Below are 26,902 nucleotides of genomic sequence, written 5' to 3'. Positions count from 1 at the left end.
CGTCTACCTTTGGAAAGAGGCGCGCTGTATGCGCTTGCATTACCGGTAGAGCAGAGAGCGTGCCAACTGGTCAAAGCCCAGCAGGGCTGGGGGTTTGCCGGGTCATCCAGGAGGATATGTGTCGCACAAGCTACAATTTTTGTAGCTTGCTACAAACAACATGAGTGCTTGCGCAGGCCCAGGGGTTTGCGCGTTCATGCGCGCCTGAACACTTAGGAAAGCGCACCATGGCCAACATCACTTCTGCGGTACTCGCGGGGATTCTCGGGCTCAGCGTCTGCGGCACCGCCTGGTCAGAAGGCCTGAGCGGCGACGTGGGCGCCGGCCTCAGTTACCAGCCCCATGACCCGAGCGGCAGCCGCTACGAAACCCGCCCCGTGCCCTATCTGGACCTGGACTGGGGCAACGTCAGCCTGAGCACGGATGACGGCTTGACCTGGAGCGCGCTGAACACCCATGGACTCACCGCCGGCCCGTACATCAATTACCTGTCGGGGCGCACCTCCAACGGCGCGCTGCAAGGCCTGCGCAATGTGTCGGACATGGCTGAGGTCGGGGGCTTCATTCAGTACGCACCGGCCGATTTCTGGCGGGTCTACGCACAGCTCGGCCAGGCCGTGGGCGGTGGCCATTCCCAGAGCGGCGCACTCGGCAAACTGGGCGGCGAGCTGGGTTATCCATTGGGTGGCGGGATTATCGGCAGCACAGGCCTGGTCGCGCATTTTGCCGATGCACGCCAGACCAACACCTTTTTCGGCGTCGACGGCAACGAAGCCGCCGCCACGGGGTTCAAGCCCTACAACGCCAGTGGCGGGTTCCAGAACGTCGCCTTGAGCCAGAGCTTCCAGTTCCCCCTGGCGCCCAACTGGTCATTGCTGACCAGCGCCAGCTGGGTGCACCTGGTCGGTTCGGCAGCCAACAGCAGCATCGTCAGGCAGGCCGGCGAGGTGAATCAGGGCCAGGTGCAGACGGCGATCAGCTACACATTTGATTAAAACGCAGGGCAAAAAACCAGTGCAGATCTGCCTGATGTAAGGCGACCAAATGTGGGAGGGGGCTTGCCCCCGATAGCGGTGGGTCAGTCGCAGATGCACTCACTGGCACGCCCTCATCGGGGGCAAGCCCCCTCCCACATTTCTGAACCGAGCCCGTCCCCCGGCTCACTCAGTTTTCTTCGCCCTCGGCCAGCAGGGCGATACCGGCAATGATCACCCCAACCCCCACCCAGTGCAGCGGGCTGATGTGTTCCCCCAGTCCCAACCAAGATCCCAGCAGCACCGCCACGAACACCAGCGAACTCAGCGGGAAGGCCAACGACAAACTGCTCCGCCGCAGGATCAGCATCCACACAAAGAACGCGCTGATATAACTGGCAATCGCCGCCAGAATCCCGGGGTTGCGCGCAACATCCGCCAGCCACTGCCAGGTGAAATCCATCTGCCCCAACTGGTCACCGGCCACTTTGGTAAACAACTGCCCGGCACTTTCCGTGGCAATCAGCAGCGCCCACAGCACCAGGGTGCCAAGGCGCCCATGCAACCAGCCCGTATCGATAGTTTGCGTACTCATACCGGGTTCCCCGCAATCGCCACCAACATCACACCCAAGGTAATCACCAGCGTGCCCAACCAACGGCGTCGGCTGACGGTTTCGTTGAGCACCCATCGGCCCGCCAGTACCACCAGGCAATAAGCCAACGCCGCCAGCGGAAATAACAGGCTCAACGGTGCGCGGGACAACGCTTCGAGCCACACGAAAAATTCGACGGCATAAGCGCCGACGCCGGCCCACAACAGCGGAGCATTGAGCACCTGGCCCCAGAATGCGCGCAGGCGAAAACCGCCATCGAGTTGCGGCAAACGGTCCACGCCCAGCTTGAAACACAGCTGGCCGATCACATCGAGGACGATGGAAAACGCCAGCAACAACACCACGGTCAGGGTCACGGAAACAACTCCTCGAACAGGTCGATCAGGGCGGCATTGGTCGCCGCATTGCGCTGCAGGTCCTGGGCACTCCAACGCTCGGGCGGGGGCTGGTCGGACTTGGCTTCCCAGCGCTTGAAGGCGTTGCTGAACGCAGGCGCTGCGAACTCGCCGCACACGTCGATACCGATGATGCGTTTGTGCGCCGCCAACGCCCTCAACGCCTGGAGAAGGTGGCTCAGGCGCATACCACCCTGGTCCCAATTGGTGGCCGCGTCTTCGCTGGCGAGCACGTCCTTGTCGACGGTGATCCAGACCGCTTCGGTGGGCAGGCTGGCGATCATCTGGTCAAGAAAGGCCGCCCAGTCCAGTTCCGCCAGGTTGCGCCAGTGCAGGTGATTTTCCTGCTGCCAGTGCCCGGCGCCGTCGCCGACCCGGCCCCAGACTTTCGAGGGCGGGTGCTGCCAGGGGAACAGCTGCAACGTGCCGCGCTTGAGGGCGCCGAGGTTGCCGCCGCGCAGTTGCGGGTTATGCAGGTCGTCACTGCAGGGGCCGAGGGTGACGATGCGTTTGATCGCTGGCATTTTCAGCGCGCGATTGACCCAGGAACCACAGTGTCGCTTGGGCGCAAAGCGCACCCAGTCGGGGTGGTTATCGAAGTGGATCAGGCTGATGGGTTCCTTGAGGTCGGCGAGGAATGCCGGCGTAAGGTGGTGATAGTCACCGGAGCCGACGAACAGGATTTCCGGGCGCGCATCGCTGGGCCGTGGCCGCTGGGCCAGGCGCTCGACGAAACGTTTCCAGGTTTTTTCGGTGGACCACAGGCGCAGTTTCGGGCCCAGGTCCAGCAGATCGAGGCGCGTGGCCCGGCCGCTGGCCAACCGCTGGGCGATCGGCGCCTGGCCGGTGAGGCTGTGGTCGAGGTCAAGAATGTTCAAGGTCGTGTTTCACCCCTAATGGCAGCGCCCAGCCGCAGACCGGCGGGGCTTTAGGGGGTCAATGCAAGGGGCGGGCCAGGGGTATCTTGAGACGTACACAACACCAATGTGGGAGGGGGCTTGCCCCCGATAGCGGTGTTTCAGTCACTGCATGGTTGACTGACCTGCCGCCATCGGGGGCAAGCCCCCTCCCACATTGTGCTGTGTGCCTGGCGTTATTTTTTGGCTTCTTCGATGATCTGGCGAATCGCGCCCACAAAGGCTTCGGCCGGCTGGCCACCACTGACCGCGTACTGGTCGTTGAACACGATGGTTGGCACCGAGGTTACGCCACGGCTGATCCACAGTTGCTCCTGCTCGCGCACGTCAGCGGCGTACTCGTCGCTGGCGAGTATCTCGGCGGCGCGCTTGAGGTCCAGCCCAACACTTTCGGCGATGATCGCCAGGGTCGCGTGGTCGGAGGGGTCCTGGCCGTCGCTGAAATAGGCCTTGAACAGCGCCTCCTTGAGGTTGTATTGCAAGCCTTCCAGCCCGGCCCAATGCAACAGGCGGTGGGCATCGAAGGTGTTGTAGATGCGGCTCTGACCGTCAGTGCGAAAGGCAAAGCCCAGCGCGGCGCCCATGTCGCGGATGCGCTCGCGGTTGGCCTGGGATTCTTGCGCGGTGGAGCCGTATTTTTCGGTGATGTGTTCGACGATGTTCTGCCCCTCGGCGGGCATGTTCGGGTTCAGCTCGAAGGGCTGGAAATGAATCTCGGCCTGCACCTCAGGACCCAACTGGTCGAGGGCTTCGGTCAGGCCGCGCAGGCCGATGATGCACCAGGGGCAAGAGACGTCGCTGATGAAATCGATTTTCAGGGGAGTACTCATGGGCAGGCCACCTCGCTGGCATTAATGCGCCGCAAAAGTCACACGATACACCACCTTCACAGCAGCTTCGAAGGCTCGCCCAAGTCGATCTGCGCCCAGTGCGCGCTATCTTGGCGATGGGCTTGCAGGTAAGGCAGCACCGCCGCCAGCAACGGCGCCTTGAAGGCCTCCTGAAAACGGTGGGCCAGGCCCGGAATCAATTTCAACTGGCTGCCCTGGATATGCGCGGCCAGGTGAACGCCATGCATCACCGGCAGCAACGGATCGGCAGTGCCATGAACCACCAAGGTGGGCACCCGCAGTTGGTTGAGCAACGGCACGCGGCTCGGTTCGGCGAGGATCGCCATGATCTGGCGCTTGACGCCTTCGGGGTTGAACGCGCGGTCATAGGACTGCGCCGCCTGCTGCAGCAGCGCCTGGCGATCATCCTGCACATTCGGGCTGCCCAGCGCGGCGAGCAAATCGGCTTGCTGTTCCAGCGCCACTTCGCGATTGGGTGCGCTGCGCCGCGACAGCAACTGCACCAGCGCTGCATTCGGCGCGGGCAGGCCTTCGGCGCCGGAGCTGGTCATGATCAGGGTCAGGCTTTCCACCCGCTGCGGCGCCATCGCCGCCAGGTGCTGGGCGATCATGCCGCCCATGCTCGCGCCCAGTACGTGAAATTGCTGCACCTGCAAGGCATCCATCAGACCCAGGGCATCGTCGGCCATGTCGGTCAGCGTATAGGGCGCCGCCACCGGCAGGCCGAGCTTGTAGCGCAGCACTTCGAAGGTCAGGTTGGCGCTGGCCGGCGCCTGGCGCCAGGTGGACAGACCCACATCACGGTTGTCGTAGCGGATCACCCGGAAACCCTGCTGGCACAGGGCGACCACCACTTCGTCAGGCCAGTGGATCAACTGCCCGCCCAGGCCCATCACCAGCAGCAAGGCCGGGTCGGACGCACGCCCGATACTCTGGTAGGCGATGCTCACCTGAGCCAGGTCGACCGTTTGAGTCGGGACATTGACGTCACATCGAGAAGCCGCAAGACACGGCAGGCCGAACAACAGAGCGGCCATTAAAAGCAACACACGCATGAAAAACACCGAAACGCAGAACCCCAGTAGAGCGCGAGTCTGATGAAGTTTGTTCAAGCGCGCTGCCACAGTTCGATGACAGTTTGATGAAGAGTGCCGGGCGGTCTTGATCGACACACGCTGCAACATGAGACAAACTCACGCCATCCCGCTTAGTCACAAATTGCCCTCATGGAGAGCCCGTGCTCGAAATCCGCCACCTCAAGACCCTGCACGCCCTGCGCGAAGCCGACAGCCTGGTGGAGGCGGCCGAGCGCCTGCACCTGACCCAGTCCGCGCTGTCGCACCAGTTCAAGGAACTGGAAGAGCGCCTGGGCATGCCGCTGTTCGTGCGCAAGACCAAACCGGTGCGTTTCACCAGCGCCGGCCTGCGCCTGCTGCAACTGGCGGACGCCACCCTGCCCTTGCTGCGCGGCGCCGAGCGCGACATTGCGCGCTTGGCCGGCGGCACCGCCGGGCGCCTGCACATGGCTATCGAATGCCACAGTTGCTTCCAGTGGCTGATGCCGACCATCGACCAGTTCCGCGATGCCTGGCCCGAAGTCGAACTCGACCTGGCCTCGGGCTTTGCCTTCGCGCCGCTGCCGGCCCTGGCCCGCGGCGACCTCGACCTGGTGGTCACCTCCGACCCGCTGGAGCTGCCGGGTATCACCTATGTGCCGCTGTTCACCTACGAAGCCATGCTCGCCGTGGCCAACCAGCACCCGCTGGCGAACAAGTCGTACATCGTGCCGGAAGACCTGCTGACGGAAACGCTGATTACCTACCCGGTGGAGCGCGATCGCCTGGACATCTTCACCCGCTTCCTGGAGCCCGCCGACGTGGAACCCGCACAGGTGCGCACGTCGGAACTCACGGTAATGATGATGCAGCTGGTGGCCAGCGGCCGTGGCGTGTGCGGCATGCCCCACTGGGCGCTGCACGAGTACAGCTCACGCGGCTATGTGAAGGCCAAGCGGCTGGGGGAAAAAGGCTTGTTCGCCACGCTGTATGCCGGCATTCGCGCGGATATGCTCGATGCGCCGTATATGCGTGATTTTCTGCTGACGGCCAAGGACACCTCGTTTTCCACCCTGGATGGGGTCAGTGCGGTGCGCTGAACAGTCGATCGTTCCCACGCTCTGCGTGGGAAACGCCTCCTGCGACGCTCCGCGTCGCGCCAACCACCCCATTCTCAGCACTGCGCACGGGTGACGCAGAGCGTCACGGGCTGTATTCCCACGCAGAGCGTGGGAACGATCGATCACTGGCCTTTCAATTCCCGCCACATATGAATCTTGTCGAAATACTCGACGCCGACCCGCACCGCCAACGGCTCAAGGCCGTACTGAACGAAGCCGCACCGCTGGTAAAGCGTCAACGCCGCGTCATTGCCGGCGGTGACGGTCAGTTGAATCAGTTTCAGCTGCGGTTGCCGACGGGCTTCCTCCAGCGCCGCCTCCACCAGCCTGCGGCCCAATCCCCGGTGCTGATAGGCCTGGGTCACATACATGCCGAACAGGGTCACCTTGTGCCGCGCCTTTTCCCGAGGCTCGTAGGCCAGGCCGACAATGCCCGCCAGCCGCTCCCCGTCAAAACCGCCCAGCACGCAATCGAGCGGGTGGTCGAGGCGCTTTTGCCACCAGCTCAACGCCAGCGCTGCACGCTCGGCCACGCTGGAGGTAAATGCCTGGGGATAGGCGCCGTAAGCCTCAAGCATCAAGGCCCGATAAGCCTGCGCATCGCCGGCAGTGAGCGGGCGGAGGGTCATGCGGGGGCCAGCGAAGCGCGGTAGAACGGCAGGATCTGATCGCGGCTCAGCGGTGCCAGGTGCAGGCCGCCGTCGCCCATCGGGTCGATCCAGCGTATTTCTTCGATTTCAGCCGCCGCAGTGACCGCCACGCCGATGTGCAGCTGGAACATGTCGGCCTGTACGGTAAACCCCGGCTCGTTGGCGGCGGGCGCCGAGAACCGGCCGAGGTACACCGCTTGCGAGGGGTCGATGCGCAGGTTCAGCTCCTCATACAGCTCGCGGGCCAGCGCCTCGACGGGTTGTTCGCCCGCATCGATCTTGCCGCCCGGTTGCATGAACGCCTGGGTCCCGCGCTTGCGCACCAGCAGGGTTTGGCCGTCTTTATCGATCAGGACGGCGGCGGCGATGCGGATAGTTGAATGGCTCATGTGGGAATCGTTATCTCGTCGGGTTGCTTGATGAACACGCTGTATTTTGCCCCTTCCATTGCCTCGAACGCGATCAGCTTGTCCACCAGCGGCAGGTTCAGCACCTTGCCCGCGTTGAGCAAAAGCATGCCGTTGTCGGCGTTGAGGTTGCGCGCCAGGACCATGCCGGCTTCAAGTTCGCGGGTGGTGAGGACCTTGACCGTGGGGTCGCCCAGGGTCACATCACTTAGGAAGGTGGCGCAGGCCTGCACGAAATCCTCGACCAGTTCCGGGTCATACAGGCGCCCGGCGTATTTGCGGATATACAGCAAGGCTTCATCGCTGTTCAGGTGCCGCTCCAGGATCAAGCCCTTTTGCAGTTCGATGAAATCCACGGCCAGTTTCAGCAGGCGCGAACCCGGCGGGATCGCATCGGCCTTGAGGTGGTCGGGAAACCCCGAGCCGTCCCAGCGCTCCTGGTGGTGACGGATGATCCGCGCCGCGTCCTTCATCGGCTCCAGGGTCATCAACAGCGACTCGCTCTGGGTCGGGTATTCGCGATACAGCGCGCGGTCGGTGCTGTGCAGCTTGTCGGACGGCGCAACCATCATGCTGTCGGTCCAGCTCAGTTTGCCGATGTTGTACAGCGCGGCGGCCATGGTCAGGTCGCGGGTGCTGGCTTCGTCCATGGTCTGGGCGGCGCAGTACACGCGGATCAATTCGATCAACGCGCGGTTGGTCTGCTTGTCCTTGGGCAGGCGCAGGTTGGCCAGCAGCGAAAACACTTCGGTGCCGGTCACGTAGCTGCGCTTGAGCTCGTCGTAGGCCAGGTCGAGCATGTCGGCGGTCTGCTGCAGTTCAGCGGTACGCGCCGTCACGCGTTTTTCCAAGGTAGCGTTCAGCGCTTTGAGCTGGTCGTTCTGCTCAAGGGTCAGGCGTTCGAGCCGCTGATGTTCGAGGGTTTGCTGCAGGACCAGCTGCAACTCTTCGTCGTTCCAGGGCTTGCTGATGTAGCGATGGATCTGCCCGTCATTGATCGCCTTGATGATGGTGGTCAGGTCGGCGTAACCGGTGAGCAGGATGCGGCTGGTGGTGGGGTAAAGGCGGTGGACCTCGGCCAGCAGCGTGGCCCCGTCCATGCCGGGCATGCGCGCATCGCTCATCACAAGGTCAATCGGGCGGGTTGCCATGATCTCAAGCGCCTGGGCGCCACTGGTGGCCAACACCACCTCGTAAGGCTGGCTGCGCAACAGGCGGCGCAGGCTGTTGAGGATCGACTCTTCGTCGTCGACCAGCAGAACAGCGGACTTCATAGCGAGTGGTTCATCCATGGCGACTCTGCCTTCACATTAAACAACGTTAAACTCAATTGAACCGCTGCCGTGCCGATCCGGGCCGACAACGCGAAAACGCTGTTGATTTGACGCCAACTGGCCGTCGATATCAAGAGAGCTCGGCTATGCTGTCATCGCACCTTCAGCCAGCTTTGTTGTGGCGCCAATGAAGGGAGTTGCTGCCCGTGGGTTGCGCGACACCGGTGCCAGATCCATAACCCCCAAGCCGCAAGGAGTGCTCGCTTGAGCCCTGTTTCAACTGCCTGTTCCGGTTTTATTTTCGCCTTGTGCCTGGGCATCGGCGCGCCGCTGGCCGCCGCGCCGCTGAACGAAGCGCTCAAACCCCTGCCGCCGGTACCGACGCTGGACCCGGCCAAGGTCGAGTTGGGCCGCCAATTGTTCAACGAGCCGCGCTTATCGGCCAATAACAGCCTGTCCTGCGCCAGCTGCCATCGCCTGGCATCCGGTGGTGCCGACAACCAGCCGTTCTCGATGGGCGTTGACGGTAAACCGGTGACGCTCAACACGCCTACCGTGTTCAACGCCAGCCTGAACTTCAAGCAATTCTGGAATGGTCGGGTGGATACGCTGCAAGCGCAGGTTGAACAGGTGGTGACCAGCCCCGCGGAAATGGGCAGTGACTGGAAAACCGTGGTGCAGAACCTGTCCGCCCTGCCCGCCTACCAGAACGCCTTCCGCCAGGCGTACCCCGACGGCCTCAACGCCGCCAACGTGCAGAACGCGCTGGCGACTTACGAACGCACGCTGCTCACGCCCAATTCGCGGTTCGATCAGTATTTGCAAGGCAACACCGAGATACTGACCACCCAGGAAAAGTACGGCTACCAGCGTTTCAAGGATTACGGCTGCATCGCCTGCCACCAGGGCGTGAATATCGGCGGCAACATGTTTCAAAAATTCGGCGTGATGGGCGACTACTTCCAGGCGCGCGGCAATCCGCTGGAGTCAGACCTTGGACGCTACCTGCTGACCAAGGACGACGAGGACCGCCATGTGTTCAAGGTGCCCAGCCTGCGCAATGTGGCGGTCACCGCGCCGTACTTTCATGACGCCTCGGCCAGGACTCTGGAAGAAGCGGTCGATGTGATGTTCAAGTACCAACTGGGGCGTAATCCGACCCCGGAAGACAAGGAGCTGATTATCCAGTTTCTCAAGACCCTGACCGGCGAATGGGCGGGCAAGCCGCTATGAACAGCCTGTCACGCCTGGACCGCCGCCGCGCCAGCCAAGTGCTGCTTGGCCTGATGACGCTGTTTCTGGCCTCTACGCTGGTGTTTTTATACCTCAAGTCTTCTCGCGACCAAACGGCCACCTATACCCAGTCGCGGGACCTGCTGCGCCAGCTCCAGCAGCTCAATGCGCAATGGGACAGCGAAGTGCTCAAGGCGCGGATCGCGATTACCCATAACTACGATCCGCTGGTCACGCCGCTGACGGAAATGACCCGGATCGGGGCCGAACTGGAGAGCCGCAGCGCCTACCACAGCGATGCCGATCAGCCGGCCTGGCAAGCCAGCCTGGCGGCGTATCGGACGGCCATCCAGGAAAAGGCCCGGCTGGTGGACCAGTTCAAATCCCACAACGCCGTGCTGCGTAACTCACTGGCATTCCTGCCGACCGCCGAAGATGACATCCAGGCCCACTTCAACAGCATCGACGATGAAGGCCGCCTGCAACTGCAGAGCGTGGCCACCGACACCTACGACCTGCTGCTCAGCAGCCTGGAGTTCGCCCAGGTCACCAGCGACGAGCGCGCCGCCGATATTCTGGTGGGCCTGGGCAAACTGGCGATCAACCAGCAGAGCCTGCCTGCGGAGTTCCAGGCGCCGGTGGATATCCTCAGCAACCATATCTCGCTGATCCTGCGCGAACAGCCCTTGGTCAACAGTTTGCTCGAACGGATTGCCGCCGTGCCCGTGGCCGAGCGCCTCGATGCGCTGACCACCCACCTTGATCAGGACCAGCAGGCCGCCGACCTCGTCGATCATCAATACCACCGCTACCTGCTGGTGTTCTCGACATTGCTGGTGGCGCTGCTGCTCTATCTGGCAGTGCGCCTGCTGCGCAGTTTCGCCGAGATCAACCGCGTCAATCGCGCCTTGCAGTCGGCCAACGAAACCCTGGAGCAACGGGTGGAGCGGCGCACGCAACAACTCAAGGATGCCCAGAGCGAGCTGCTGGACAGCGCCCGTCAGGCGGGCATGGCGGAGATCGCCACCAACGTGCTGCACAATGTCGGCAACGTGCTCAACAGCGTGAATATCTCCGCCGACCTGGTCAGCCGCACACTGCGCAGCAGCAAGGCCCTGGGCCTGGGCAAAGCCATGCAATTGATCAACGCGCATCCGGGCGACCTGGGCACCTTTCTCACCGAGGATGAAAAAGGCAAATTGCTGCCGGGCTACCTGAACCAGCTGGTGGACGCGATTGCCATCGAGCAGCAAGGCATGAGCGACGAGCTGGCGCAACTGCACAAAAGCGTCGACCACATCAAGGACATTGTCTCGACCCAGCAATCCTATGCCGGCGCTTCCACCCTGCTGGAACCCCTGGAAATCGGCGCTTTGATCGACGATGCCTTGCGCATGAACGCCGGCGCGCTGAGTCGTCACCACGTCACGGTGGTCAAGCAATACGCGCCGGTGCCGCAGATGCTGGGAGACAAACACCGGCTCCTGCTGATCATGGTCAACCTGATCAGCAACGCCAAGTACGCCATGTCCGCGCTTTCCGAGCAGGCGCGGCAGATCACCCTGACCGTGGAGCGCACCGGTGACGATATGCTTAAGATCAGTGTGAAGGACGATGGCGAAGGCATACCGGCCGAGAACATGACGCGGATCTTCACCCACGGCTTTACCACCCGCAAGGAAGGCCACGGCTTCGGCCTGCACAGCTGCGCCCTGGCCGCCGTGCAAATGCATGGCCGGCTCACTGCGCACAGCGACGGGCCGGGCCTTGGCGCGGTATTTACCCTGACGATTCCCCTGACCCTTGCCGGAAGTACCTCATGAACCAGCCTCCCAACCGGCGCATTCTGCTGATCGATGACACACCCTCCATCCACGAGGACTTTCGCAAGATCCTCATGCCCAGCGCGCAAACCAACCAAGCGCTGGACGAGATGGAGGCGGCGCTGTTTGGCGAAAGCGCCACCCCGCAGGCCCAGGCGTTCGAGCTGCACAGCGCCTACGGCGGCGAAGAAGGCCTGAGCTTGCTGCGCGCTGCCATGGCGGAGCAACGCCCCTACGCCCTGGCGTTCGTGGACATGCGCATGCCCCAGGGCTGGGACGGCGCGAAAACCATCGAGCAATTGTGGAGGGTCGCGCCTGAGCTGCAAGTGGTGGTGTGTACCGCCTACTCGGATTATTCCTGGGACGACCTGCTGTCTCGCCTGCATGGCCATGACCGCCTGCTGATCCTGAAGAAACCGTTCGACAACATCGAAGTCCAGCAAATGGCCAACACCCTGTCCAACAAATGGGACATGGCGCGGCGTGCGTCCCTGCAGACCTTGCATCTGGAACAACTGGTGGAACAACGCACCCAGGCGTTGCAACTGGAGATCAACGAGCGCAAGCACCTGGAAAGCCAGTTGGTGCAGTCGGAGAAGCTCGCTTCACTGGGGCAACTCGCGGCCGGCGTCGCCCACGAGATCAACAACCCGGTGGGCTTCATTTCATCCAACCTCAGCACCCTCGACGGCTACTTCAACCAGCTGCAACAGATGCTGGAGGCTTATCAGCACAGCGAAGCGTCGATTCCTGCGCAGGACCAGCGCGACCGCCTCAAGGCGCTGCGCACAGAGCTGGAACTGGAGTTTCTCAAGGAAGACATTCCGGTGCTGATCCGCGAGTCCAAGGACGGCATTGGCCGCGTGGTGCAGATCGTCAAGGACCTGAAAAACTTCTCGCGGGTGGATAACGACCAGACCTGGCAGTTCGCCAACCTGCAACAGGGCATCGACTCAACGCTCAACATCGTCGCCAGCGAACTCAAGTACAAGGCCGATGTGGTCAAGCACTACACACCGCTGCCGGACATCGAATGCCTGGCCTCGCAGCTCAACCAGGTGGTGATGAACCTGGTGATCAACGCCGCCCAGGCCATGGGGCCGGAGCGCGGCACCATCACCATCAGCAACGGCGTGGACGGCGAGAACATCTGGCTGGAAGTGGCGGACAACGGCTGCGGAATAGCCCCCGAAGCCGTGCAGAAGATCTTCGACCCGTTCTTCACCACCAAGCCGGTGGGCGAAGGCACGGGCCTGGGGCTGTCATTGTCCTACGGCATCGTCAAAAAACACCGGGGGGCTATCTCGGTGAGCAGTGAGCTGGGCAAAGGAACGACGTTTCGGGTGGTGCTGCCGATACGGCAGACGGCGGCGTAGGGCCGGCCGGCGTCCTGCACACCAGCGGCCGCCTTTCGCTGATCGGTTCCACCACCTGTGCCTGTGCAAATCACGTCCCAGAGCCTTCGCTCCTTGTCCCGTGTTTGCGTACAGGCGCAGAATGGCGGATCGACCTCGAGAGTCCGAACCAAGGAAAACCGTATGAGCCTGTCGTTACTAAGCCGTTACGCGTTCTTTGCCGTCTGCATCCTGTTCACCTTCGCCAGCCTGCCCTTTATCCAACACGAATGGCTGTGGCCCATCACCCTGGTCACCGGCATCCTCAGCCTGATCGGCATCTTCGACCTGCTGCAAAGCCCCCACGCTGTGCGCCGCAACTACCCGATCCTGGGCAATATCCGTTATCTGGTGGAAGCCATCCGCCCGGAAATCCGCCAGTACCTGCTCGAATCCGACAGCGATGCCCTGCCCTTCTCCCGGGCCCAGCGTTCGCTGGTGTATTCGCGCGCCAAGAACGAAACCGCCGACAAGCCCTTCGGTACCTTGATCGACGTCTACCAGTCGGGCTTCGAGTTCATTGGCCACTCCATGCGGCCCGCTCCGTTGAGCGACCCCAGCGCGTTCCGCGTGATGGTCGGCGGCCCGCAGTGCACACAGCCGTACTCGGCCTCGGTGTTCAATATCTCGGCGATGAGTTTCGGCTCGCTGAGCGCCAACGCTATCCGCGCGCTGAACCAGGGCGCCAAGCTCGGTAATTTCGCCCATGACACCGGCGAGGGCAGCATCAGCCCCTACCACCGCGAAAACGGCGGCGACCTCACCTGGGAACTGGGCAGCGGTTACTTCGGCTGCCGCACCAGTGACGGCCGCTTCGACCCGGAACGCTTCGCCACGCAAGCGCAAAACCCGCAAGTGCGCATGATCGAAATCAAGATGAGCCAGGGCGCCAAACCCGGCCATGGCGGGATCCTGCCCAAGCATAAAGTCACCCGGGAAATCGCCGACACCCGCGGCATCATGATGGGTGAAGACTGCATCTCGCCGTCACGCCACAGCGCATTTTCCACGCCGATCGAAATGATGCAGTTCATCGCCCAACTGCGCGAGTTGTCCGGCGGCAAACCGGTGGGTTTCAAGTTCTGCCTGGGCCACCCGTGGGAGTTCATGGGTATTGCCAAGGCCATGCTCGAAACCGGCATCCTTCCCGACTTTATCGTGGTTGACGGCAAGGAAGGCGGTACCGGCGCCGCACCGGTGGAGTTCACCGACCACATCGGCGTGCCGCTGCGTGAAGGCTTGCTGTTCGTGCACAACACCCTGGTGGGCCTGAACCTGCGCGACAAGATCAAGCTCGGCGCCAGCGGCAAGATCGTCAGCGCCTTCGACATCGCCAGCGTGCTGGCCATCGGTGCCGACTGGGCCAACTCGGCACGCGGTTTTATGTTTGCCATCGGCTGCATTCAGTCGCAGTCATGCCACACCAACAAATGCCCGACCGGCGTCGCCACGCAGGACCCACTGCGCCAACGTGCGCTGGTGGTGCCGGATAAAGCCCAACGCGTGTTCAACTTCCACCGCAACACCCTCCACGCCCTGGCGGAAATGCTCGCCGCCGCCGGGCTGGATCATCCGTCGCAGCTGTCGGCCAAGCACCTGGTGCGACGCATGTCGGCGACCGAGATCAAGCTGTTCTCGCAGTTGCATGTGTTCCTCAAGCCGGGCGAGTTGCTTACTGGTGAGGTGAATGGCGAGTTCTATTCGCGCATGTGGCAGATGGCGCGGGCGGATAGTTTTGAGGCGCATGAGGCTTCTGTAGCTTAATCAGACATGATTTTTTTTACTCGATTCTGCAGGGCCAAGTCGTTGCTGGCTTCCGGAGGAGGACAGACAGCTCCCTTTGGGTCAGGTGCTGTCTGGAACAGGCGCAGGTCCATGGTTCCCATAGGCCGTTCGGACAGTTGCTGCCAACTATCTGGAAACACTGTGCTTCCTCCTCTACGACCCAACCACCAAACACGGCAGTTACCTTCAGGAATAAAAGCCATATCACTGAGATACACTTGAGCCGCCGACGGCATGAGAATAGTAGAAGAACCTAAGCCTGAGTCTATACCTCGATGCAACTGCGGCAAGGAAGGCAACTCATTGTAATAAAGGACACTGAAATACCAGAGACCGTCCTCAACCACCATACGGTCGCCCGGCATTGAAGATTGGGCAACATAAGTTGCCATTTCGTCAAAGGGCAAGGCCTGGCGGTTGCGATTCCCATCAAGATCTTCACGCTGAATGTAAACGGTGCGTAGCCCAACGCACTCCAGCGCAATGAACAACAGCAGAGCCCCCCACTTCAACGCCTTATAAGGCACACTTTCCAACAAAAGCACAATTACGATGGGTAACGCCATTAGCGAAAAAAACAGATAACGCTCCATGAACATTGGTTTTACCAGGGAGAGTAGGAAAACCAACACAAGTGGCACATACGTATAGATAATCAACGCAGAGGGGAATTGATATCGGCTACGGTCCTTCAGCACCAAACCGATAGCCAGAATAAACATGACCGCAGGCACTCCAAGATATAGCGACTCAAATAGAGCTTTGCCGTTCGCTGCCATCAAGGTTCTCCAGTGAGCTGACGGCAATGTGCCAAGCGTCACACCCGCTATCCAGCCCATCGAGCCCGTTTGATTAACTACATCGCGGGCGCTGAGCCTGTCCCATAACGTATAGAGCCAAGGCGAATAAGCGACAATGATGGCAACATTCGCTAACCACCAAGCTAACCGGCGTATCAAGACAGGCGTGTAAATACCGCGCGCGCCCAACAGCCCCATATAGCACCAATGCGCTACAACACAAATTGCACTGAAGTAATGCGTATAAAAACCTGCACTCATCAGCAATACATACACCACTAAAAATCGATATTTGCTCGGCTGTCTAACCCAACAGAACAGTGCAATTGTCGAAGCGAACATTAGCGACGCCATCAATGCATACATGCGCGCTTCTTGGCTGTAACGCACAGTAATGGGTAGTATGGCCAGCATCACGCCCGCCCAAACAGCAGCTTTGCGGTTCGCCGCCAGCTCGGTAAGCCAAATACCCAACGCGACCCCCACCACACCCATAACAGCACTCATGGATCTAACAGCAAAAGGGCTGTCCCCCCAGAGCATCATCCAGTAATGGAGCAGCTCATAGTAAAAAGGCGGATGCACATCAAAGGCAGTATGAACCCAGATAAAAGCAGGCGAGTGACGACTTAGAAGAACGCTGAAAGCTTCGTCAGCCCAGACAGAGGGATCGCTCAATCGGTAAAAACGAATAGCCGTGGCCAAGCCGATTATAAACAGCCAGCTAATAATCCAAGCCGTTCCATTGAATCTGATTGCTTTCATTGCGGGCACTCCTTGCCTTGCTTATTTACCCGAGCGCCTTTGCGTATTACATCTCTAACCACATACTTCGGCCGGTGCTTCGCTTCCATATAAATGCGCCCCACATACTCTCCCAATATCCCAATCCCAACCAGCTGTACCCCACCCAAAAATAAAATCGCCGTCATTAACGACGGGTACCCTGGCACGTCATTACCAAACAACACTTTGTCCACGATCAAATACCCGGCGTACAGCAACGCCAACAGCGAAATACACCCGCCGATATAACTCCACAACCGCAATGGCAACGTACTGAACGAAGTGATGCCATCCAACGCCAGGTTCCATAATTTCCAGCCATTGAACTTGCTCTGCCCCGCCGTTCGAGGGGCACGGTCATATTCGACGATGGCAACAGTAAACCCTGCCCACGACAACACGCCTTTCATGAAAAGTTGCTGTTCCGGCAGTGCCTTGATCACCTCCACGACCTTGCGGTCCATCAACCGGAAGTCACCGACGTTTTCTTCAATATGGGTGTAGGCGATAAGGTTGAGCAGACGGTAGAACAACGCCGCACTGTGGCGCTTGAGGTAGCCGTCGCTGGAGCGGTCACGCCGCTTGGCGAGCACCACGTCGGCGCCCTCCTGCCATTCGGTAATCAGGTGCGGAATGACATCCACCGGGTCTTGCAAGTCCACATCCATAGGCACAACCGCGTCACCTGTTGCGTACTCCAACCCGGCGAACAAGGCAGCTTCCTTACCGAAATTGCGTGAGAAGTTGATCAGGATCACGTCGCGGTCGGCCAACACCAGCGTTTCGACGGCCTTGGCGGTGCCGTCGGTGCTGCCATCGTTGATGAACACAATCTCAACGGTATGGGTTTGCAACGATGGCTCTTGCCGAACCGCGCGATAAAACCCGGCTACGGTCTGTTCCTCATTGAACAGAGGCACCACCAGCGAGATCCTCATTGGCTACGCTCGGCAAACACCACCCACCGGGATAGCAGAAAACCGCACACCAGGCTGACCAGCGAAAACACCACTACGGTGATGATTCCCGGCATGCGCAAATAATCGCCCAGCGCCCCCACCCCCAGGCTCAACCCGCCCATGCAGCCCATGAACAGCAGGTAGCGGCCGAAGGAGGCTGGCATGGCAAACGTGAAGAGGGCATTCATATAAAAAGAGAAAGACGCCGCCGCGCAGAACGCCAGCAAATTACTCAACGCCTGGCTCAACTCAAAGGCTGCTCGGAGTACGAAAAACAGCTGCCAATGAATCACCGTATTGGCGGCACCAATCACTGTGTAACGGGTAAAACCTTTCCATAATTGGGCCATACCATCGTCCTTTGCGGTTGCCCCCTAAGCAAGCCACGACCCGCCTGCAGCGTCTACTGTCAGAACTAACAGGTAGCCCCACCCACGACTGAGACATTCGGTAATACCCAGCCTTTTGCAATCGCTTACAAATACCGCCAACCTGCGCCCGCCCGATGTGCGGCGTACGACAACGCGCGCGCTCGCCAACCTTCAATCAACAACTTGTTCAAGAGCCCGCTGCCATGCTGAACGGACGCGACCCACGCATCGATTTTTTTCGGGGCCTGGCGTTGATCTTCATTTTCTGGGATCACGTCCCCCACAACCCCCTGGCCAATATCACCGTGCAGAACTTCGGGTTCAGTGATGCCGCCGAAATCTTCGTATTCCTGGCCGGTTACGCGGCGGTGCTGGCGTACGGCAAGATCCTGCAGCGTGACGGCTATCTTTATGCCTGTTTGAAGATACTGCGCCGGGTATGGACGCTCTATGTGGTGCACATTTTCCTGCTGGCGCTGTTGATGGGCATTGTGATTTTCGCCAACAGCCATATCGAAACCCGCGATCTGGTGCAGGAAATGGGCCTGGAGCATTTCCTCAACAATACCCAGCAGGCCTTGGTCGATGAGTTGCTGCTGCGGTTCAAGCCCAACCTGACCGACCCACTGCCGCTGTATATCGTGCTGATTCTCAGCCTGCCGCTCACGCTGCCGTTGCTGCTGCGTGTGCCGAGGCTCGCGGTGGCCATTTCCGTGGCGGTCTACCTGCTCGCGCCCTGGCAAGGCTGGAACTTGTCGGCCAGCAACGGCGGGGTCTGGTACTTCAACCCGGTGACCTGGCAGTGCCTGTTTATCCTTGGCGGCGCAGCGGCCTTGCGTTCGGCGCGCCCGGCTGAGCAGCGGCCGGTGTTGCGTCAACCGCTGTTCATGGCGGCTGCGGTTTATGGGGTGACGGCCTGCGTGATCACACTGTCGTGGCGCTGGCCCGAGGTGCACGATGCGTGGATGCCGAGCCTGATTGGTGAATGGTTGTACCCCATCAGCAAGACCGACCTGTCGCCGGTGCGCTTGCTGCACTTTCTGGCCCTGGCCTATGTCACGGCAAAACTGCTCCCCGGTGTTGGCTGGACGCAACACTGGCTGGCGCGGCAACTGGGGCGGATGGGACGCTACTCCCTGGAAGTCTTTTGCCTGGGCGTCGTGCTGGCGCCGCTGGCGGACATGGCCAATGCACTGACCGGTGACACCGTCGCCATGCAGATAGTCACCGCGCTGGTGGGGGCCGTTGTGATGGCCTTTTTTGCGGCGTGGCTGGAGTTCAACAAGCAGTTGGATCAGCGCAGGGCCATTGCGTCCCAGTCCCCCGCACATGGTTAGTGCCATGTGGAGGGGGCAAGCCCTTCCACATTGGTTTTGCGCTGCTTGTTCAATCAGGACAAGGCTGCAACCTCGCTGCGCCCAATCCTTCCCGCCAGCACAAATCGCAGCGTCGCTAGGGATCTAAAATGTGGGAGGGGGCTTGCCCCCGATGGCGGTGTGTCAGCTGCACATTATCTGGCTGACACACTGCATCGGGGGCAAGCCCCCTTGTGTCTTGAGCCAGGATTAGACTGAGGGTGAGAGCGGTGAGTAGCAAGCTGAATGCCCCGAGTGCTTAAAGCACGTGTGGGAGCCCACGCTGCTACTCACCTCTCCGCTCTGGACATGAGCCCGAACAGTTGAACGAGCCCACCTCGAACAGTTACAAGCGTGGGCCAAGCCAGAGCGCTCTCACATTAAGTGTAAGAGGATTTGGCTATGTTTTCCTATCCAGCAGGTATTGATGTTTCCAAGGACAGCCTTGAGGCTCGAGTTAATCAGGTTGACGTTGGGGTAAATTGCGCTAACGCCGAAGAAGATTTCCCTGGGTTGATTGGGTGGCTATTGCTTCACCAGGTTGGTCGCGTGGTATTGGAGGCTACTGGCGGTTATGAGCGCAAAGTCATGAAGGCGCTTCAGGCTGCGGGCCTTGATGTCATCTGCATCAATCCGCACCGAGCCAAGAGTTTTTCCAGGGCGATGGGCAAACAAGCCAAAACCGACCCGATAGACGCAAAGTCTCTTGCGCACTATGCAGCTGTTCTAGACTCGCCAAGCGCCCGAGTTACAAGCCCGGAGCACGATAAGCTGCGCGCGTTGGTCCAGCAGCGGGAGCATTTTGTTCAGCAAAGAGATGACGACAGACGACGCCTGAAAACAGCTTCCTGCGATGCGGTAAAGCCTGCATTACAGAACCATATCGACTATTTGACCGTGGCAGTGGAGGCGATAGATCAACTGATTCGTCAAAGTGCGAACGAGTTAGATAGCGAAAAGGTGGCTCGACTGTGTTCAGTCAAAGGAATCGGGCTGGTTACTGCCACCAGTCTTATGGCTTACCTGCCTGAGCTGGGAGAGATTGGAGGGCGCCCTATCGCGGCACTAGCGGGCCTCGCTCCGTACAACAACGACAGCGGAAGGCATAAAGGTGCACGCCATATTAGTGGCGGAAGGTTTTCAGCCCGTCGCTCACTTTACATGGCCTGTTGGGTGGTTATCCGTGACCAGCCAGAATTCGGGACTCGATATAAGGCGCTACGTGATAAAGGGAAATGCGCCAAAGTCGCGTTGATCGCCTGTATGCGCGTTTTGTTGGTACGTCTGAACGCGATGCTGCGTGACCGCACTGAATGGAAAGAGCGCACCGATTAGCTCGGTAGCAGCAATTTCCTTCAGCATTGCACGGCCTAAGCTGTGGGAGCTTTGCTGCCTATGAAAATGACTTCTGAATTGAATCCAATAAGACAGTTGCTCCCACATTGGTTTTGCGCTGCTTGTTCGATAAGGACAAGGCTGCAACCGCGCTGCGCCCAATCCGTCCCGCCAGCACAAATCGCAGCGTCGCTGGAGATCTGAAATGTGGGAGGGGGCTTGCCCCCGATGGCGGTGTGCCAGCTGCACATTGTCTGGCTGACACACTGCATCGGGGGCAAGAACCCTCCCACATTTGGCTCGACGCGGAGCGTCGCGGGAGGCATTCCCACGCGGAGCGTGGGAACGATCAGCGTGGGCAAGCCCATCAGGCTTGGGAATGCACCGCCCCATTGGTCGGCTGCAACTTGAACACGTAGAACAACACCGTCAGCAGCACCAGGAACGCCGGCCCGACATACAGCGCCACGCGGGTGTCCGGGAAGTACGCCATCAGGCCCACCACCAGCACCAGGAACGCCAGCGCGAGGTAGGAGCTGACCGGGTACAGCCACATGCGGTACTTGAGGCCCGCCTGCTCGGCCGGGCTCAGGCCTTTGCGGAATTTGAGCTGCGCCAGCAGGATCATCAGCCAGGTCCAGATCGCACCGAAGGTGGCGATGGAGGTGACCCACACGAACACCTGGTCCGGCACCAGGTAGTTGAGCAACACCCCCAGCAGCAAGGCGAAGATCGACAGCAGCAGCGCTTTGCGCGGCACGCCGTTGCTGGATGTGGTGCCGAACGTCGCGGGAGCCTGGCCGTTCTGCGCCAGGCTGTAGAGCATGCGCCCGGTGCTGAAGATGCCGCCGTTGCACGACGACAGCGCGGCGGTGATCACCACGAAGTTAATAATGCCCGCTGCGGTCTTGATGCCCAGACGCTCGAACGTCATCACGAACGGACTGCCCTGGGTGCCGATTTCGTTCCAGGGATAGATCGACAGGATGACGAACAACGCGCCCACATAGAACAGCAGAATGCGCCAGAACACCGAGCCGATGGCGCTGGGGATGGTCTTCTGCGGATTGCGCGCTTCACCGGCGGTGAGGCCGATCATTTCCACGCCCAGGTAGGCGAACATCACCATCTGCAGCGACATCAACACGCCTTGCACGCCGTTGGGCATGAAGCCGCCGTGGGTCCACAGGTTGGAAATGCCCAGCGCCACGCCGTCATTGCCGAAACCGAAAGCGATGATGCCGACGCCGCCGATCACCATGGCGATGATGGTGACGATCTTGATCAGCGCGAACCAGAATTCGAACTCACCGAAGGCCTTGACCGCGATCAGGTTGATGGTACCCATGCTGATCAGCGCCGCCAGGGCCCAGATCCAGCGCGGGGTGTCGGGGAACCAGACGCCCATGTACACCGCCACGGCGGTGATCTCGGCGATACAGGTCACCAACCACAGGAACCAGTAGTTCCATCCGGTCAGAAAGCCGGCCAACGGGCCGAGATAATCCTGGGCATAGCGGCTGAACGAGCCGGCAACGGGGTTGTGCACCGCCATTTCACCGAGGGCGCGCATGATCACCAGGATCGCCAGTCCACCAATGATGTACGACAGCATGATCGCCGGGCCGGCCATTTCAATGGCCTTGGCCGAGCCGAGGAACAGGCCGACACCGATGCAGGCGCCGAGGGCCATCAGGCGGATGTGCCGCTCACCGAGTTCGCGTTTGAGCGGGCCGCCTTGAGCGGTCTCGCCAGGGGGCAGTGGTTTGCCGACAGGCATAGGAATACAACCTCATTTTTATTGGAGTTAGCCAGCGAGTCTCGGCACATAAGCGGGTGGCCCATGGGCCGTCTTGACCGGGCCTGCCTCGTGGGCAGCCCCGCCAGGCCGTGGTCAACGGCCGGGTCAGCGGGCATGCAGTATAAAAAGCTCCGGATAGGGCTTTTCACTCAATAAACAGCAAAATTTGGCGATATGCCCCGATAAAAAGCCAATCGACGGAGGACGGCTCCAAGCGTCTAAACCGGCCTTCACGGTGCAAAACGGCGCAGAGTATTACATATCAGCACGGCAGCGGCCCGCCGTGATACGCCTGAACGGCGCCTGTGGTCGTGCGCCCTTCTCGAAAAACCTCAGGGCGCCTCGTGGCGCAGGCAATCTGCGTCTACGCTTCAGACAAGTCCGATCAATCTGTAGGAATGGATCAATCGACTATGGGCGCTCTGTGGCAATCCGGTCCCGTCAAGGCTGAAGTCGATCATGACAGCCCGTCACCCGCGCCTTTGCCGAAAAAAACCACACCAAGCCGCCCCTGGCGCCGATTGTTCTGGCTGATCGGGTTGATGGCACTGCTTGCCCTGGGCTATGCGGCCATGCGCGAGATGCAGAGCGCTCATTGGCAGTCTCGCCTGCTCAGCCAGTGGGCGACCCAACTGACCTACACCGTGGCCCCCGGCCCCAGCGATGCCATTGTGTATCCCGGCGCCGGCCCGTTTGATCGGCGCCTGGGCTACAGCGCCCTCGGCGAGTGGCTGCCACGCCTGCTCAAGCGCAATTACGTGGTGCAATCCCAGGCGCGCTTCTCCGAGGCGCTGATGGACTACAGCCGCCACGGCCTGTTCATACCCTATGCGGAGAAAATACAGGCCGGGCTTTCCATCACCGATTGCCGCGCCGCGCCGCTGTACCAGTTCAATTACCCTGCCCAGCTGTACAAACGCTTCAGCGACATTCCACGGCTGATGGTCCACAGCCTGCTGTTCATCGAGAACCGCGAGCTGCTCGACTCCGACCCGCCCCAGGCCAACCCGGCGGTGGACTGGCCGCGCTTTGCCAAGGCGGCGTGGTCGCAGGTGGCGCGTCAGTTGCACCTGCCGGGGCAGACGGCGGGCGGCAGTACCCTGGCGACGCAACTGGAAAAATACCGGCACTCGCCGGACGGCCTGACCCTGTCGGGCGACGAGAAAATTCGCCAGATGCTGTCGGCCAGTGTGCGCGCTTACCAGCAAGGCCCCGACACCCTCCTCGCCCGGCAAAACGTCGTGCGCGACTACCTCAACAGCGTGCCCTTGTCGGCCGTACCCGGCCACGGTGAGGTGCACGGCATGGCCGAGGGGCTGCGGGTGTGGTACGGCGCCGACTTCGCCCAGGTCAACCAGGCGCTGGCCGACAGCGCAAACACCCCAGCCAGCCTGAGCGCACGCGGCCTGGCGTTGCGCCAGGTGCTGTCACTGATGATCGCCCAACGTCGGCCCTCCCATTACTTGAGCAATGGTCGTGCTGAATTGGCGCAGCTCACCGACAGCCACCTGCGCCTGCTCGCGCAAAATGCCGTGATCGATTCCGCGCTGCTCAATGCTGCCCTCGCCGCGCGCGTCACCTACCGTGACTGGCAGCAGCAGCCGACACTGCAGCCGATCGACACCAACAAGGGCATCAGTGTCGCCCGCAGTCGTATCGCCGCCCTGCTCAACCGCCCGCTGTACGACCTCGACCGCCTGGACCTGGCCGCCACCAGCACCTTGCAGGCCCAGTTGCAAACCCAGGTCACGGCCTACCTCAAGCAACTGGCCGACCCCACCTTCGCCGGTCAAACCGGGCTGCTCGGTGAACGCTTGCTGACCGCCGCCAGCACGCCCCAGGTGCGCTACAGCTTCACCCTGTTCGAACGGACCGCAGAAGGTTCACGGGTGCGTGTGCAAACCGACAACACTGACCAGCCTTTCGACATCAACGAAGGCAGCAAACTGGAACTGGGCTCCACCGCCAAGCTGCGGGTACTGACCACTTACCTGCAAATCATCAGCGAGCTGCATGATCGCTACGCCGCGCAAGCGCCCGCCGCGTTGAAAAAAACCGATATCGCCGAGCAGGACCGCCTCAGTCGCTGGGCCGTCGACTACCTGATTCAGGCCCCGGACAAGTCACTGACCAGGATGCTCGAAGCGGCCCTGGACCGCACCTATTCAGCCAGCCCCAACGAAGGCTTTTTCACCGGTGGCGGCATGCATTACTTCCACAACTTCCGCAGCCAGGACAATGGCCGCAACCCCACGCTGCGTGATGCGTTGCGCGAGTCGATCAACCTGCCGTTCATTCGCCTGATGCGCGACCTGGAGCGTTACGTCACCTACGCCGGCGCCAATAACAGCGCGCAATTGCTCAAGGATGACGGCGACCCGCGGCGCCAGGAGTACCTGGCCAAATTCGCCGACCGCGAAGGCACCACCTTCCTGCTCAAGTTCTGGAAGAAGTACCAGAAGAAAGACACCCCGGCGCGCCTGGACACTTTCCTGGACAGCCTGCACCCCACGGCCATCCGCCTGGCCGCTGTGCATCGCTACCTGTTTCCCGAAGCCAATCCGGATACGTTCAAGCGTTTTGTGCGTTCACATCTGGGCAGCGCGAAAGTCACCGACGAACGCCTGGAGCGCCTGTACACCGATTACGGCCCCGGCACCTACGATCTGCCCGACCAGGGCTATATCGCCAAGGTCCACCCGCTGGACCTGTGGCTGCTGGGATACCTGCTCAAGCACCCCGACGCCACCTTCACCGAGGTGGTCAAGGCCAGCCAGTTCGAACGCCAGGAGGTCTATGGCTGGCTGTTCAAAAGCCGCCATCAGGGCGCACGCGACAGCCGCATCCGGACCATGCTGGAGGTCGAAGCGTTCCTGGATATTCATCAGCGCTGGCAGGCCGTCGGGTATCCCTTCGACCACCTGGTGCCGTCCCTTGCCACCGCCATCGGCAGCTCGGGCGACCGCCCCGCTGCGCTCGCCGAACTGATGGGCATCATTCTCAACGATGGCGTACGCGGCAAAGTGGTGCGCATCGACAGCCTGCATTTTGCCGCCGACACCCCTTATGACACCCGGCTGGTCAACAACCCCGACCCGGGTAAACGAGTGATGCCCTCCGAGGTGGCTGCCGCGTTGCGCGGTGCCTTGTCCCAGGTGGTGGAAGCCGGCACCGCCAAGCGCGTGTCGGGCAGCTTCAAGCTGGCCGACGGCACGCCGATGGCCATGGGCGGCAAGACCGGCACCGGTGACAACCGCATCGAAGCGATGGGCGCCGGTGGCCGGGTGATCAGCTCGAAATCGATCAACCGCACCGCCACCTTTGTGTTCTACCTGGGCGAGCGGCACTTCGGCACCCTGACCGCCTTCGTACCCGGCAACCAGGCCCAGCAATTCACCTTCACTTCGGCACTGCCGGTGCAAGTGCTCAAGGGCATGGCACCGATTCTGCTGCCGTATTTGCAGCCGGGCGGCCAGACGCTGTGTTTGCCCACGACAAGCATGGGTGTCCTATCGCACTGACGCCCCGCGGTCCACATGTGGGAGGGGACTTGCCCTAACGCCAACCAGTTAAGCGAACGTTCACTGTAGGAGCGAGCTTGCTCGCGAAAAACGCCCAGGCAACGCGTTCATTCTGGATAAACACGGGGCCCCTGAGTTCTTCGCGAGCAAGCTCGCTCCTACAAAAAGCCCTACTGACTGGCATTAGGGCAAGCCCCCTCCCACATTTAGATCTTCACAGGTTCAGGGCGCCAGAAAATCGAAGACCAGGTGCACCGTGCCAAAGTAATCCCCACCCTGGTAGCCGCCCTCGGGCTCGATGGCGGCGATGTCCAGCACCGCACGGGTGCCCGAGCGCGCCACGTCGGCGCTGATCACTTCGGCGGCGTCCAGGCTCAACGGCACTTGATTGAACCGCACACGCAGCTCGATACGGTCGCGGGGGCTGGCCAGATAGGGCGTGTCCCCCAACCGCGCAGCGACGCCGCCGGCGAGGTTTTTCACGTCGAAGTTCTTGCGCAGGCGCCCCAACTCGGCACGCGCCAGGTTCCAGGGCAGCAGTTGGTCCTGGCCCATCCAGTCGGGTTCCGAGGGCAGCACATAAGCCTCGTGCACCGGGATGGTCACCGATATGTCGAAGGTCTCGCGCTCCTGGATCGCCCAGGCTGAGGTGGCGCCCATCAATAGCGCCGCCAGTGTCAGTTGCTTGAACATCAGGCTCACCCGTTATCGTTGACGGTCATCAGTTTTTTGTCGCGCCCCTCGACCATCTGGAAGCTGAACTGGCGGTCGGGTTTCTTTTCGAACACCAGCTCGCGGCCCGGCAGGATATGGTGCTTGGTGGTGGGCAGGCAGTCGGACTTTTTCGCCTTGGCACAATCGCGGAACTCATCGAGCACCACCACGCTGTTGCCCGCGTTGCGCAGTCTGTACTGGCTGGCGCCGTCGCTGATTTGCGTGTCGAAGCGCGTGTCCTTGGGCCTTACGAAAAACACCGTGCCGTAGCCGGCCATGATGTTCACACCGGCGGCCAGGCTGTCCTTGTAGTCGGCACGCTCCTGGTCGGTCACGGCAAAGTCATCGCTTTTTTCCGGTACCACCGGGATGAACCGCACGCGAAAGTAACGCTCCTTGTCCCGCTCGCCCATGTACAACAGGCGCGTGCCCTGGCGCCCGTTGGCCGGCACGATCATGCGCGCCGGGCTGGCCATCAGGCCGTCGCGGCTGGTGGTGACGCCCTTGTCGTCGGTCAGCGAGGCCACCGGCACTTCCCTGGAGGTGCCATCGGCGTTGTAGATGATTTCCAGCACATTGACCTTGATGAACGCGGTGCTGGTGCCGCCGTTGAATACCCGCTTGAGGTAGGAGCTGCGATCACCTTCCAGGTAGTCGTACACCACGCCGACATTGATGGCCGGCCCGGCGTGGGCGCTCAGGGAACCCAGGAGCAGAATGCTCCATAACACTGCATGCTTCATGTTTGCTACGCCTCATTGATTG

General features: G+C 61.1%; 23 protein-coding genes. 9 read left to right on the top strand and 14 right to left on the bottom strand.

Annotated features, from left to right (window positions below):
- Positions 1 to 227: 227 nt before the first annotated feature.
- On the top strand, positions 228 to 995 hold the full coding sequence (locus SC318_RS05830; RefSeq protein ID WP_320430012.1) for a MipA/OmpV family protein: 768 nt from the start codon (positions 228 to 230) through the stop codon (positions 993 to 995).
- A gap of 169 nt (positions 996 to 1,164) precedes the next feature.
- Here SC318_RS05830 and SC318_RS05825 read toward each other — a convergent pair whose 3' ends face one another.
- The 5 genes from SC318_RS05825 to SC318_RS05805 form a co-directional block, all read right to left on the bottom strand.
- Positions 1,165 to 1,569 (bottom strand): DMT family transporter, encoded by a 405-nt coding sequence (locus SC318_RS05825; RefSeq protein ID WP_320430011.1) that lies wholly within the window; start codon positions 1,567 to 1,569, stop codon positions 1,165 to 1,167.
- A complete protein-coding gene (locus SC318_RS05820; RefSeq protein WP_320430010.1) occupies positions 1,566 to 1,946 on the bottom strand; it encodes a DMT family transporter in 381 nt (126 codons plus the stop codon). The genes SC318_RS05825 and SC318_RS05820 overlap by 4 nt, the downstream gene beginning before the upstream one ends.
- Positions 1,943 to 2,863 carry an arginase family protein gene (locus tag SC318_RS05815; RefSeq protein WP_320430009.1) on the bottom strand — a complete coding sequence of 307 codons (921 nt, stop codon included), beginning with the start codon at positions 2,861 to 2,863 and terminating at the stop codon, positions 1,943 to 1,945. The genes SC318_RS05820 and SC318_RS05815 overlap by 4 nt, the downstream gene beginning before the upstream one ends.
- 215 nt (positions 2,864 to 3,078) lie before the next feature.
- A complete protein-coding gene (locus tag SC318_RS05810) occupies positions 3,079 to 3,732 on the bottom strand; it encodes a DsbA family oxidoreductase (RefSeq protein ID WP_320430008.1) in 654 nt (217 codons plus the stop codon).
- 56 nt (positions 3,733 to 3,788) lie between these two features.
- The gene (locus SC318_RS05805; protein ID WP_320430007.1) at positions 3,789 to 4,808 is read right to left on the bottom strand and encodes an alpha/beta fold hydrolase; all 1,020 of its coding nucleotides are present in this window, start codon (positions 4,806 to 4,808) and stop codon (positions 3,789 to 3,791) included.
- Between the two features lie 182 nt (positions 4,809 to 4,990).
- Here SC318_RS05805 and metR point away from each other — a divergent pair, with 182 nt between their 5' ends.
- Positions 4,991 to 5,908 carry a transcriptional regulator MetR gene (gene metR, locus SC318_RS05800; protein ID WP_124385336.1) on the top strand — a complete coding sequence of 306 codons (918 nt, stop codon included), beginning with the start codon at positions 4,991 to 4,993 and terminating at the stop codon, positions 5,906 to 5,908.
- Between the two features lie 143 nt (positions 5,909 to 6,051).
- Here metR and SC318_RS05795 read toward each other — a convergent pair whose 3' ends face one another.
- The 3 genes from SC318_RS05795 to SC318_RS05785 are packed head-to-tail and all read right to left on the bottom strand — an operon-like array spanning position 6,052 to position 8,278.
- Entirely contained in the window at positions 6,052 to 6,558 is a 507-nt protein-coding gene (locus SC318_RS05795; protein ID WP_320430006.1) for a GNAT family N-acetyltransferase, read from the bottom strand.
- On the bottom strand, positions 6,555 to 6,968 hold the full coding sequence (locus SC318_RS05790) for an NUDIX hydrolase (protein ID WP_320430005.1): 414 nt from the start codon (positions 6,966 to 6,968) through the stop codon (positions 6,555 to 6,557). The genes SC318_RS05795 and SC318_RS05790 overlap by 4 nt, the downstream gene beginning before the upstream one ends.
- Positions 6,965 to 8,278 (bottom strand): response regulator c-di-GMP phosphodiesterase, NosR family, encoded by a 1,314-nt coding sequence (locus SC318_RS05785; protein WP_320430004.1) that lies wholly within the window; start codon positions 8,276 to 8,278, stop codon positions 6,965 to 6,967. The genes SC318_RS05790 and SC318_RS05785 overlap by 4 nt, the downstream gene beginning before the upstream one ends.
- A gap of 246 nt (positions 8,279 to 8,524) precedes the next feature.
- Here SC318_RS05785 and SC318_RS05780 point away from each other — a divergent pair, with 246 nt between their 5' ends.
- The 4 genes from SC318_RS05780 to SC318_RS05765 all read left to right on the top strand — a co-directional run bounded on the left by SC318_RS05780 (position 8,525) and on the right by SC318_RS05765 (position 14,474).
- Positions 8,525 to 9,493, top strand: a complete 969-nt coding sequence (locus SC318_RS05780; RefSeq protein WP_320430003.1) for a cytochrome-c peroxidase — start codon at positions 8,525 to 8,527, stop codon at positions 9,491 to 9,493.
- The gene (locus SC318_RS05775; RefSeq protein WP_320430002.1) at positions 9,490 to 11,316 is read left to right on the top strand and encodes a DAHL domain-containing sensor histidine kinase; all 1,827 of its coding nucleotides are present in this window, start codon (positions 9,490 to 9,492) and stop codon (positions 11,314 to 11,316) included. Before SC318_RS05780 ends, SC318_RS05775 begins: the two co-directional genes overlap by 4 nt.
- Positions 11,313 to 12,692, top strand: coding sequence for an ATP-binding protein (locus tag SC318_RS05770; protein ID WP_320430001.1), 1,380 nt, complete (start codon positions 11,313 to 11,315; stop codon positions 12,690 to 12,692). Before SC318_RS05775 ends, SC318_RS05770 begins: the two co-directional genes overlap by 4 nt.
- Positions 12,693 to 12,854: 162 nt before the next feature.
- Positions 12,855 to 14,474: an FMN-binding glutamate synthase family protein gene (locus SC318_RS05765; protein WP_320430000.1), complete on the top strand. Its 1,620-nt coding sequence runs from the start codon at positions 12,855 to 12,857 to the stop codon at positions 14,472 to 14,474.
- Here SC318_RS05765 and SC318_RS05760 read toward each other — a convergent pair.
- The 3 genes from SC318_RS05760 to SC318_RS05750 are packed head-to-tail and all read right to left on the bottom strand — an operon-like array spanning position 14,471 to position 17,390.
- Complete coding sequence (locus tag SC318_RS05760) at positions 14,471 to 16,060, bottom strand: glycosyltransferase family 39 protein (protein WP_320429999.1); 1,590 nt, start codon at positions 16,058 to 16,060, stop codon at positions 14,471 to 14,473. The genes SC318_RS05765 and SC318_RS05760 overlap by 4 nt on opposite strands.
- Positions 16,057 to 17,019 (bottom strand): glycosyltransferase family 2 protein, encoded by a 963-nt coding sequence (locus tag SC318_RS05755; protein ID WP_320429998.1) that lies wholly within the window; start codon positions 17,017 to 17,019, stop codon positions 16,057 to 16,059. The genes SC318_RS05760 and SC318_RS05755 overlap by 4 nt, the downstream gene beginning before the upstream one ends.
- Positions 17,016 to 17,390 (bottom strand): GtrA family protein, encoded by a 375-nt coding sequence (locus SC318_RS05750; protein WP_320429997.1) that lies wholly within the window; start codon positions 17,388 to 17,390, stop codon positions 17,016 to 17,018. The genes SC318_RS05755 and SC318_RS05750 overlap by 4 nt, the downstream gene beginning before the upstream one ends.
- 224 nt (positions 17,391 to 17,614) lie before the next feature.
- Here SC318_RS05750 and SC318_RS05745 point away from each other — a divergent pair, with 224 nt between their 5' ends.
- Both SC318_RS05745 and SC318_RS05740 read left to right on the top strand, forming a co-directional pair.
- Positions 17,615 to 18,748: an OpgC family protein gene (locus SC318_RS05745; RefSeq protein ID WP_320429996.1), complete on the top strand. Its 1,134-nt coding sequence runs from the start codon at positions 17,615 to 17,617 to the stop codon at positions 18,746 to 18,748.
- 420 nt (positions 18,749 to 19,168) lie between these two features.
- On the top strand, positions 19,169 to 20,101 hold the full coding sequence (locus SC318_RS05740) for an IS110 family transposase (RefSeq protein ID WP_320427579.1): 933 nt from the start codon (positions 19,169 to 19,171) through the stop codon (positions 20,099 to 20,101).
- 367 nt (positions 20,102 to 20,468) lie between these two features.
- Here SC318_RS05740 and SC318_RS05735 read toward each other — a convergent pair whose 3' ends face one another.
- On the bottom strand, positions 20,469 to 21,881 hold the full coding sequence (locus tag SC318_RS05735) for an amino acid permease (RefSeq protein ID WP_320429995.1): 1,413 nt from the start codon (positions 21,879 to 21,881) through the stop codon (positions 20,469 to 20,471).
- A gap of 434 nt (positions 21,882 to 22,315) precedes the next feature.
- Here SC318_RS05735 and SC318_RS05730 point away from each other — a divergent pair, with 434 nt between their 5' ends.
- Entirely contained in the window at positions 22,316 to 25,423 is a 3,108-nt protein-coding gene (locus tag SC318_RS05730) for a transglycosylase domain-containing protein (protein WP_320429994.1), read from the top strand.
- 222 nt (positions 25,424 to 25,645) lie between these two features.
- Here the strand turns inward: SC318_RS05730 and SC318_RS05725 are convergent, their stop codons facing one another.
- Both SC318_RS05725 and SC318_RS05720 read right to left on the bottom strand, forming a co-directional pair.
- On the bottom strand, positions 25,646 to 26,116 hold the full coding sequence (locus SC318_RS05725) for a CS1 type fimbrial major subunit (RefSeq protein ID WP_320429993.1): 471 nt from the start codon (positions 26,114 to 26,116) through the stop codon (positions 25,646 to 25,648).
- A gap of 5 nt (positions 26,117 to 26,121) precedes the next feature.
- Positions 26,122 to 26,880, bottom strand: a complete 759-nt coding sequence (locus tag SC318_RS05720) for a molecular chaperone (RefSeq protein ID WP_320429992.1) — start codon at positions 26,878 to 26,880, stop codon at positions 26,122 to 26,124.
- Positions 26,881 to 26,902 lie beyond the last annotated feature (22 nt).

The organism is Pseudomonas sp. MUP55 (assembly GCF_034043515.1).
Classification (GTDB): Bacteria; Pseudomonadota; Gammaproteobacteria; order Pseudomonadales; family Pseudomonadaceae; genus Aquipseudomonas.
The sequence above is the reverse complement of the archived record's forward strand: the minus strand, read 5'-3'. Positions and strand labels throughout refer to the sequence as shown.

What these genes read in the sequence shown, in the direction of transcription:
- SC318_RS05740 (WP_320427579.1), top strand. Translation starts at nt 19,169, where the DNA reads ATGTTTTCCTATCCAGCAGGTATTGATGTTTCCAAGGACAGCCTTGAG.
- SC318_RS05785 (WP_320430004.1), bottom strand. Translation starts at nt 8,278, where the DNA reads ATGGATGAACCACTCGCTATGAAGTCCGCTGTTCTGCTGGTCGACGAC.
- SC318_RS05745 (WP_320429996.1), top strand. Translation starts at nt 17,615, where the DNA reads ATGCTGAACGGACGCGACCCACGCATCGATTTTTTTCGGGGCCTGGCG.
- SC318_RS05790 (WP_320430005.1), bottom strand. Translation starts at nt 6,968, where the DNA reads ATGAGCCATTCAACTATCCGCATCGCCGCCGCCGTCCTGATCGATAAA.
- SC318_RS05810 (WP_320430008.1), bottom strand. Translation starts at nt 3,732, where the DNA reads ATGAGTACTCCCCTGAAAATCGATTTCATCAGCGACGTCTCTTGCCCC.
- SC318_RS05750 (WP_320429997.1), bottom strand. Translation starts at nt 17,390, where the DNA reads ATGGCCCAATTATGGAAAGGTTTTACCCGTTACACAGTGATTGGTGCC.
- SC318_RS05725 (WP_320429993.1), bottom strand. Translation starts at nt 26,116, where the DNA reads ATGTTCAAGCAACTGACACTGGCGGCGCTATTGATGGGCGCCACCTCA.
- SC318_RS05830 (WP_320430012.1), top strand. Translation starts at nt 228, where the DNA reads ATGGCCAACATCACTTCTGCGGTACTCGCGGGGATTCTCGGGCTCAGC.
- SC318_RS05795 (WP_320430006.1), bottom strand. Translation starts at nt 6,558, where the DNA reads ATGACCCTCCGCCCGCTCACTGCCGGCGATGCGCAGGCTTATCGGGCC.
- SC318_RS05770 (WP_320430001.1), top strand. Translation starts at nt 11,313, where the DNA reads ATGAACCAGCCTCCCAACCGGCGCATTCTGCTGATCGATGACACACCC.
- SC318_RS05760 (WP_320429999.1), bottom strand. Translation starts at nt 16,060, where the DNA reads ATGAAAGCAATCAGATTCAATGGAACGGCTTGGATTATTAGCTGGCTG.
- SC318_RS05775 (WP_320430002.1), top strand. Translation starts at nt 9,490, where the DNA reads ATGAACAGCCTGTCACGCCTGGACCGCCGCCGCGCCAGCCAAGTGCTG.
- SC318_RS05730 (WP_320429994.1), top strand. Translation starts at nt 22,316, where the DNA reads ATGGGCGCTCTGTGGCAATCCGGTCCCGTCAAGGCTGAAGTCGATCAT.
- SC318_RS05720 (WP_320429992.1), bottom strand. Translation starts at nt 26,880, where the DNA reads ATGAAGCATGCAGTGTTATGGAGCATTCTGCTCCTGGGTTCCCTGAGC.
- SC318_RS05755 (WP_320429998.1), bottom strand. Translation starts at nt 17,019, where the DNA reads ATGAGGATCTCGCTGGTGGTGCCTCTGTTCAATGAGGAACAGACCGTA.
- SC318_RS05805 (WP_320430007.1), bottom strand. Translation starts at nt 4,808, where the DNA reads ATGCGTGTGTTGCTTTTAATGGCCGCTCTGTTGTTCGGCCTGCCGTGT.
- SC318_RS05735 (WP_320429995.1), bottom strand. Translation starts at nt 21,881, where the DNA reads ATGCCTGTCGGCAAACCACTGCCCCCTGGCGAGACCGCTCAAGGCGGC.
- SC318_RS05765 (WP_320430000.1), top strand. Translation starts at nt 12,855, where the DNA reads ATGAGCCTGTCGTTACTAAGCCGTTACGCGTTCTTTGCCGTCTGCATC.
- SC318_RS05825 (WP_320430011.1), bottom strand. Translation starts at nt 1,569, where the DNA reads ATGAGTACGCAAACTATCGATACGGGCTGGTTGCATGGGCGCCTTGGC.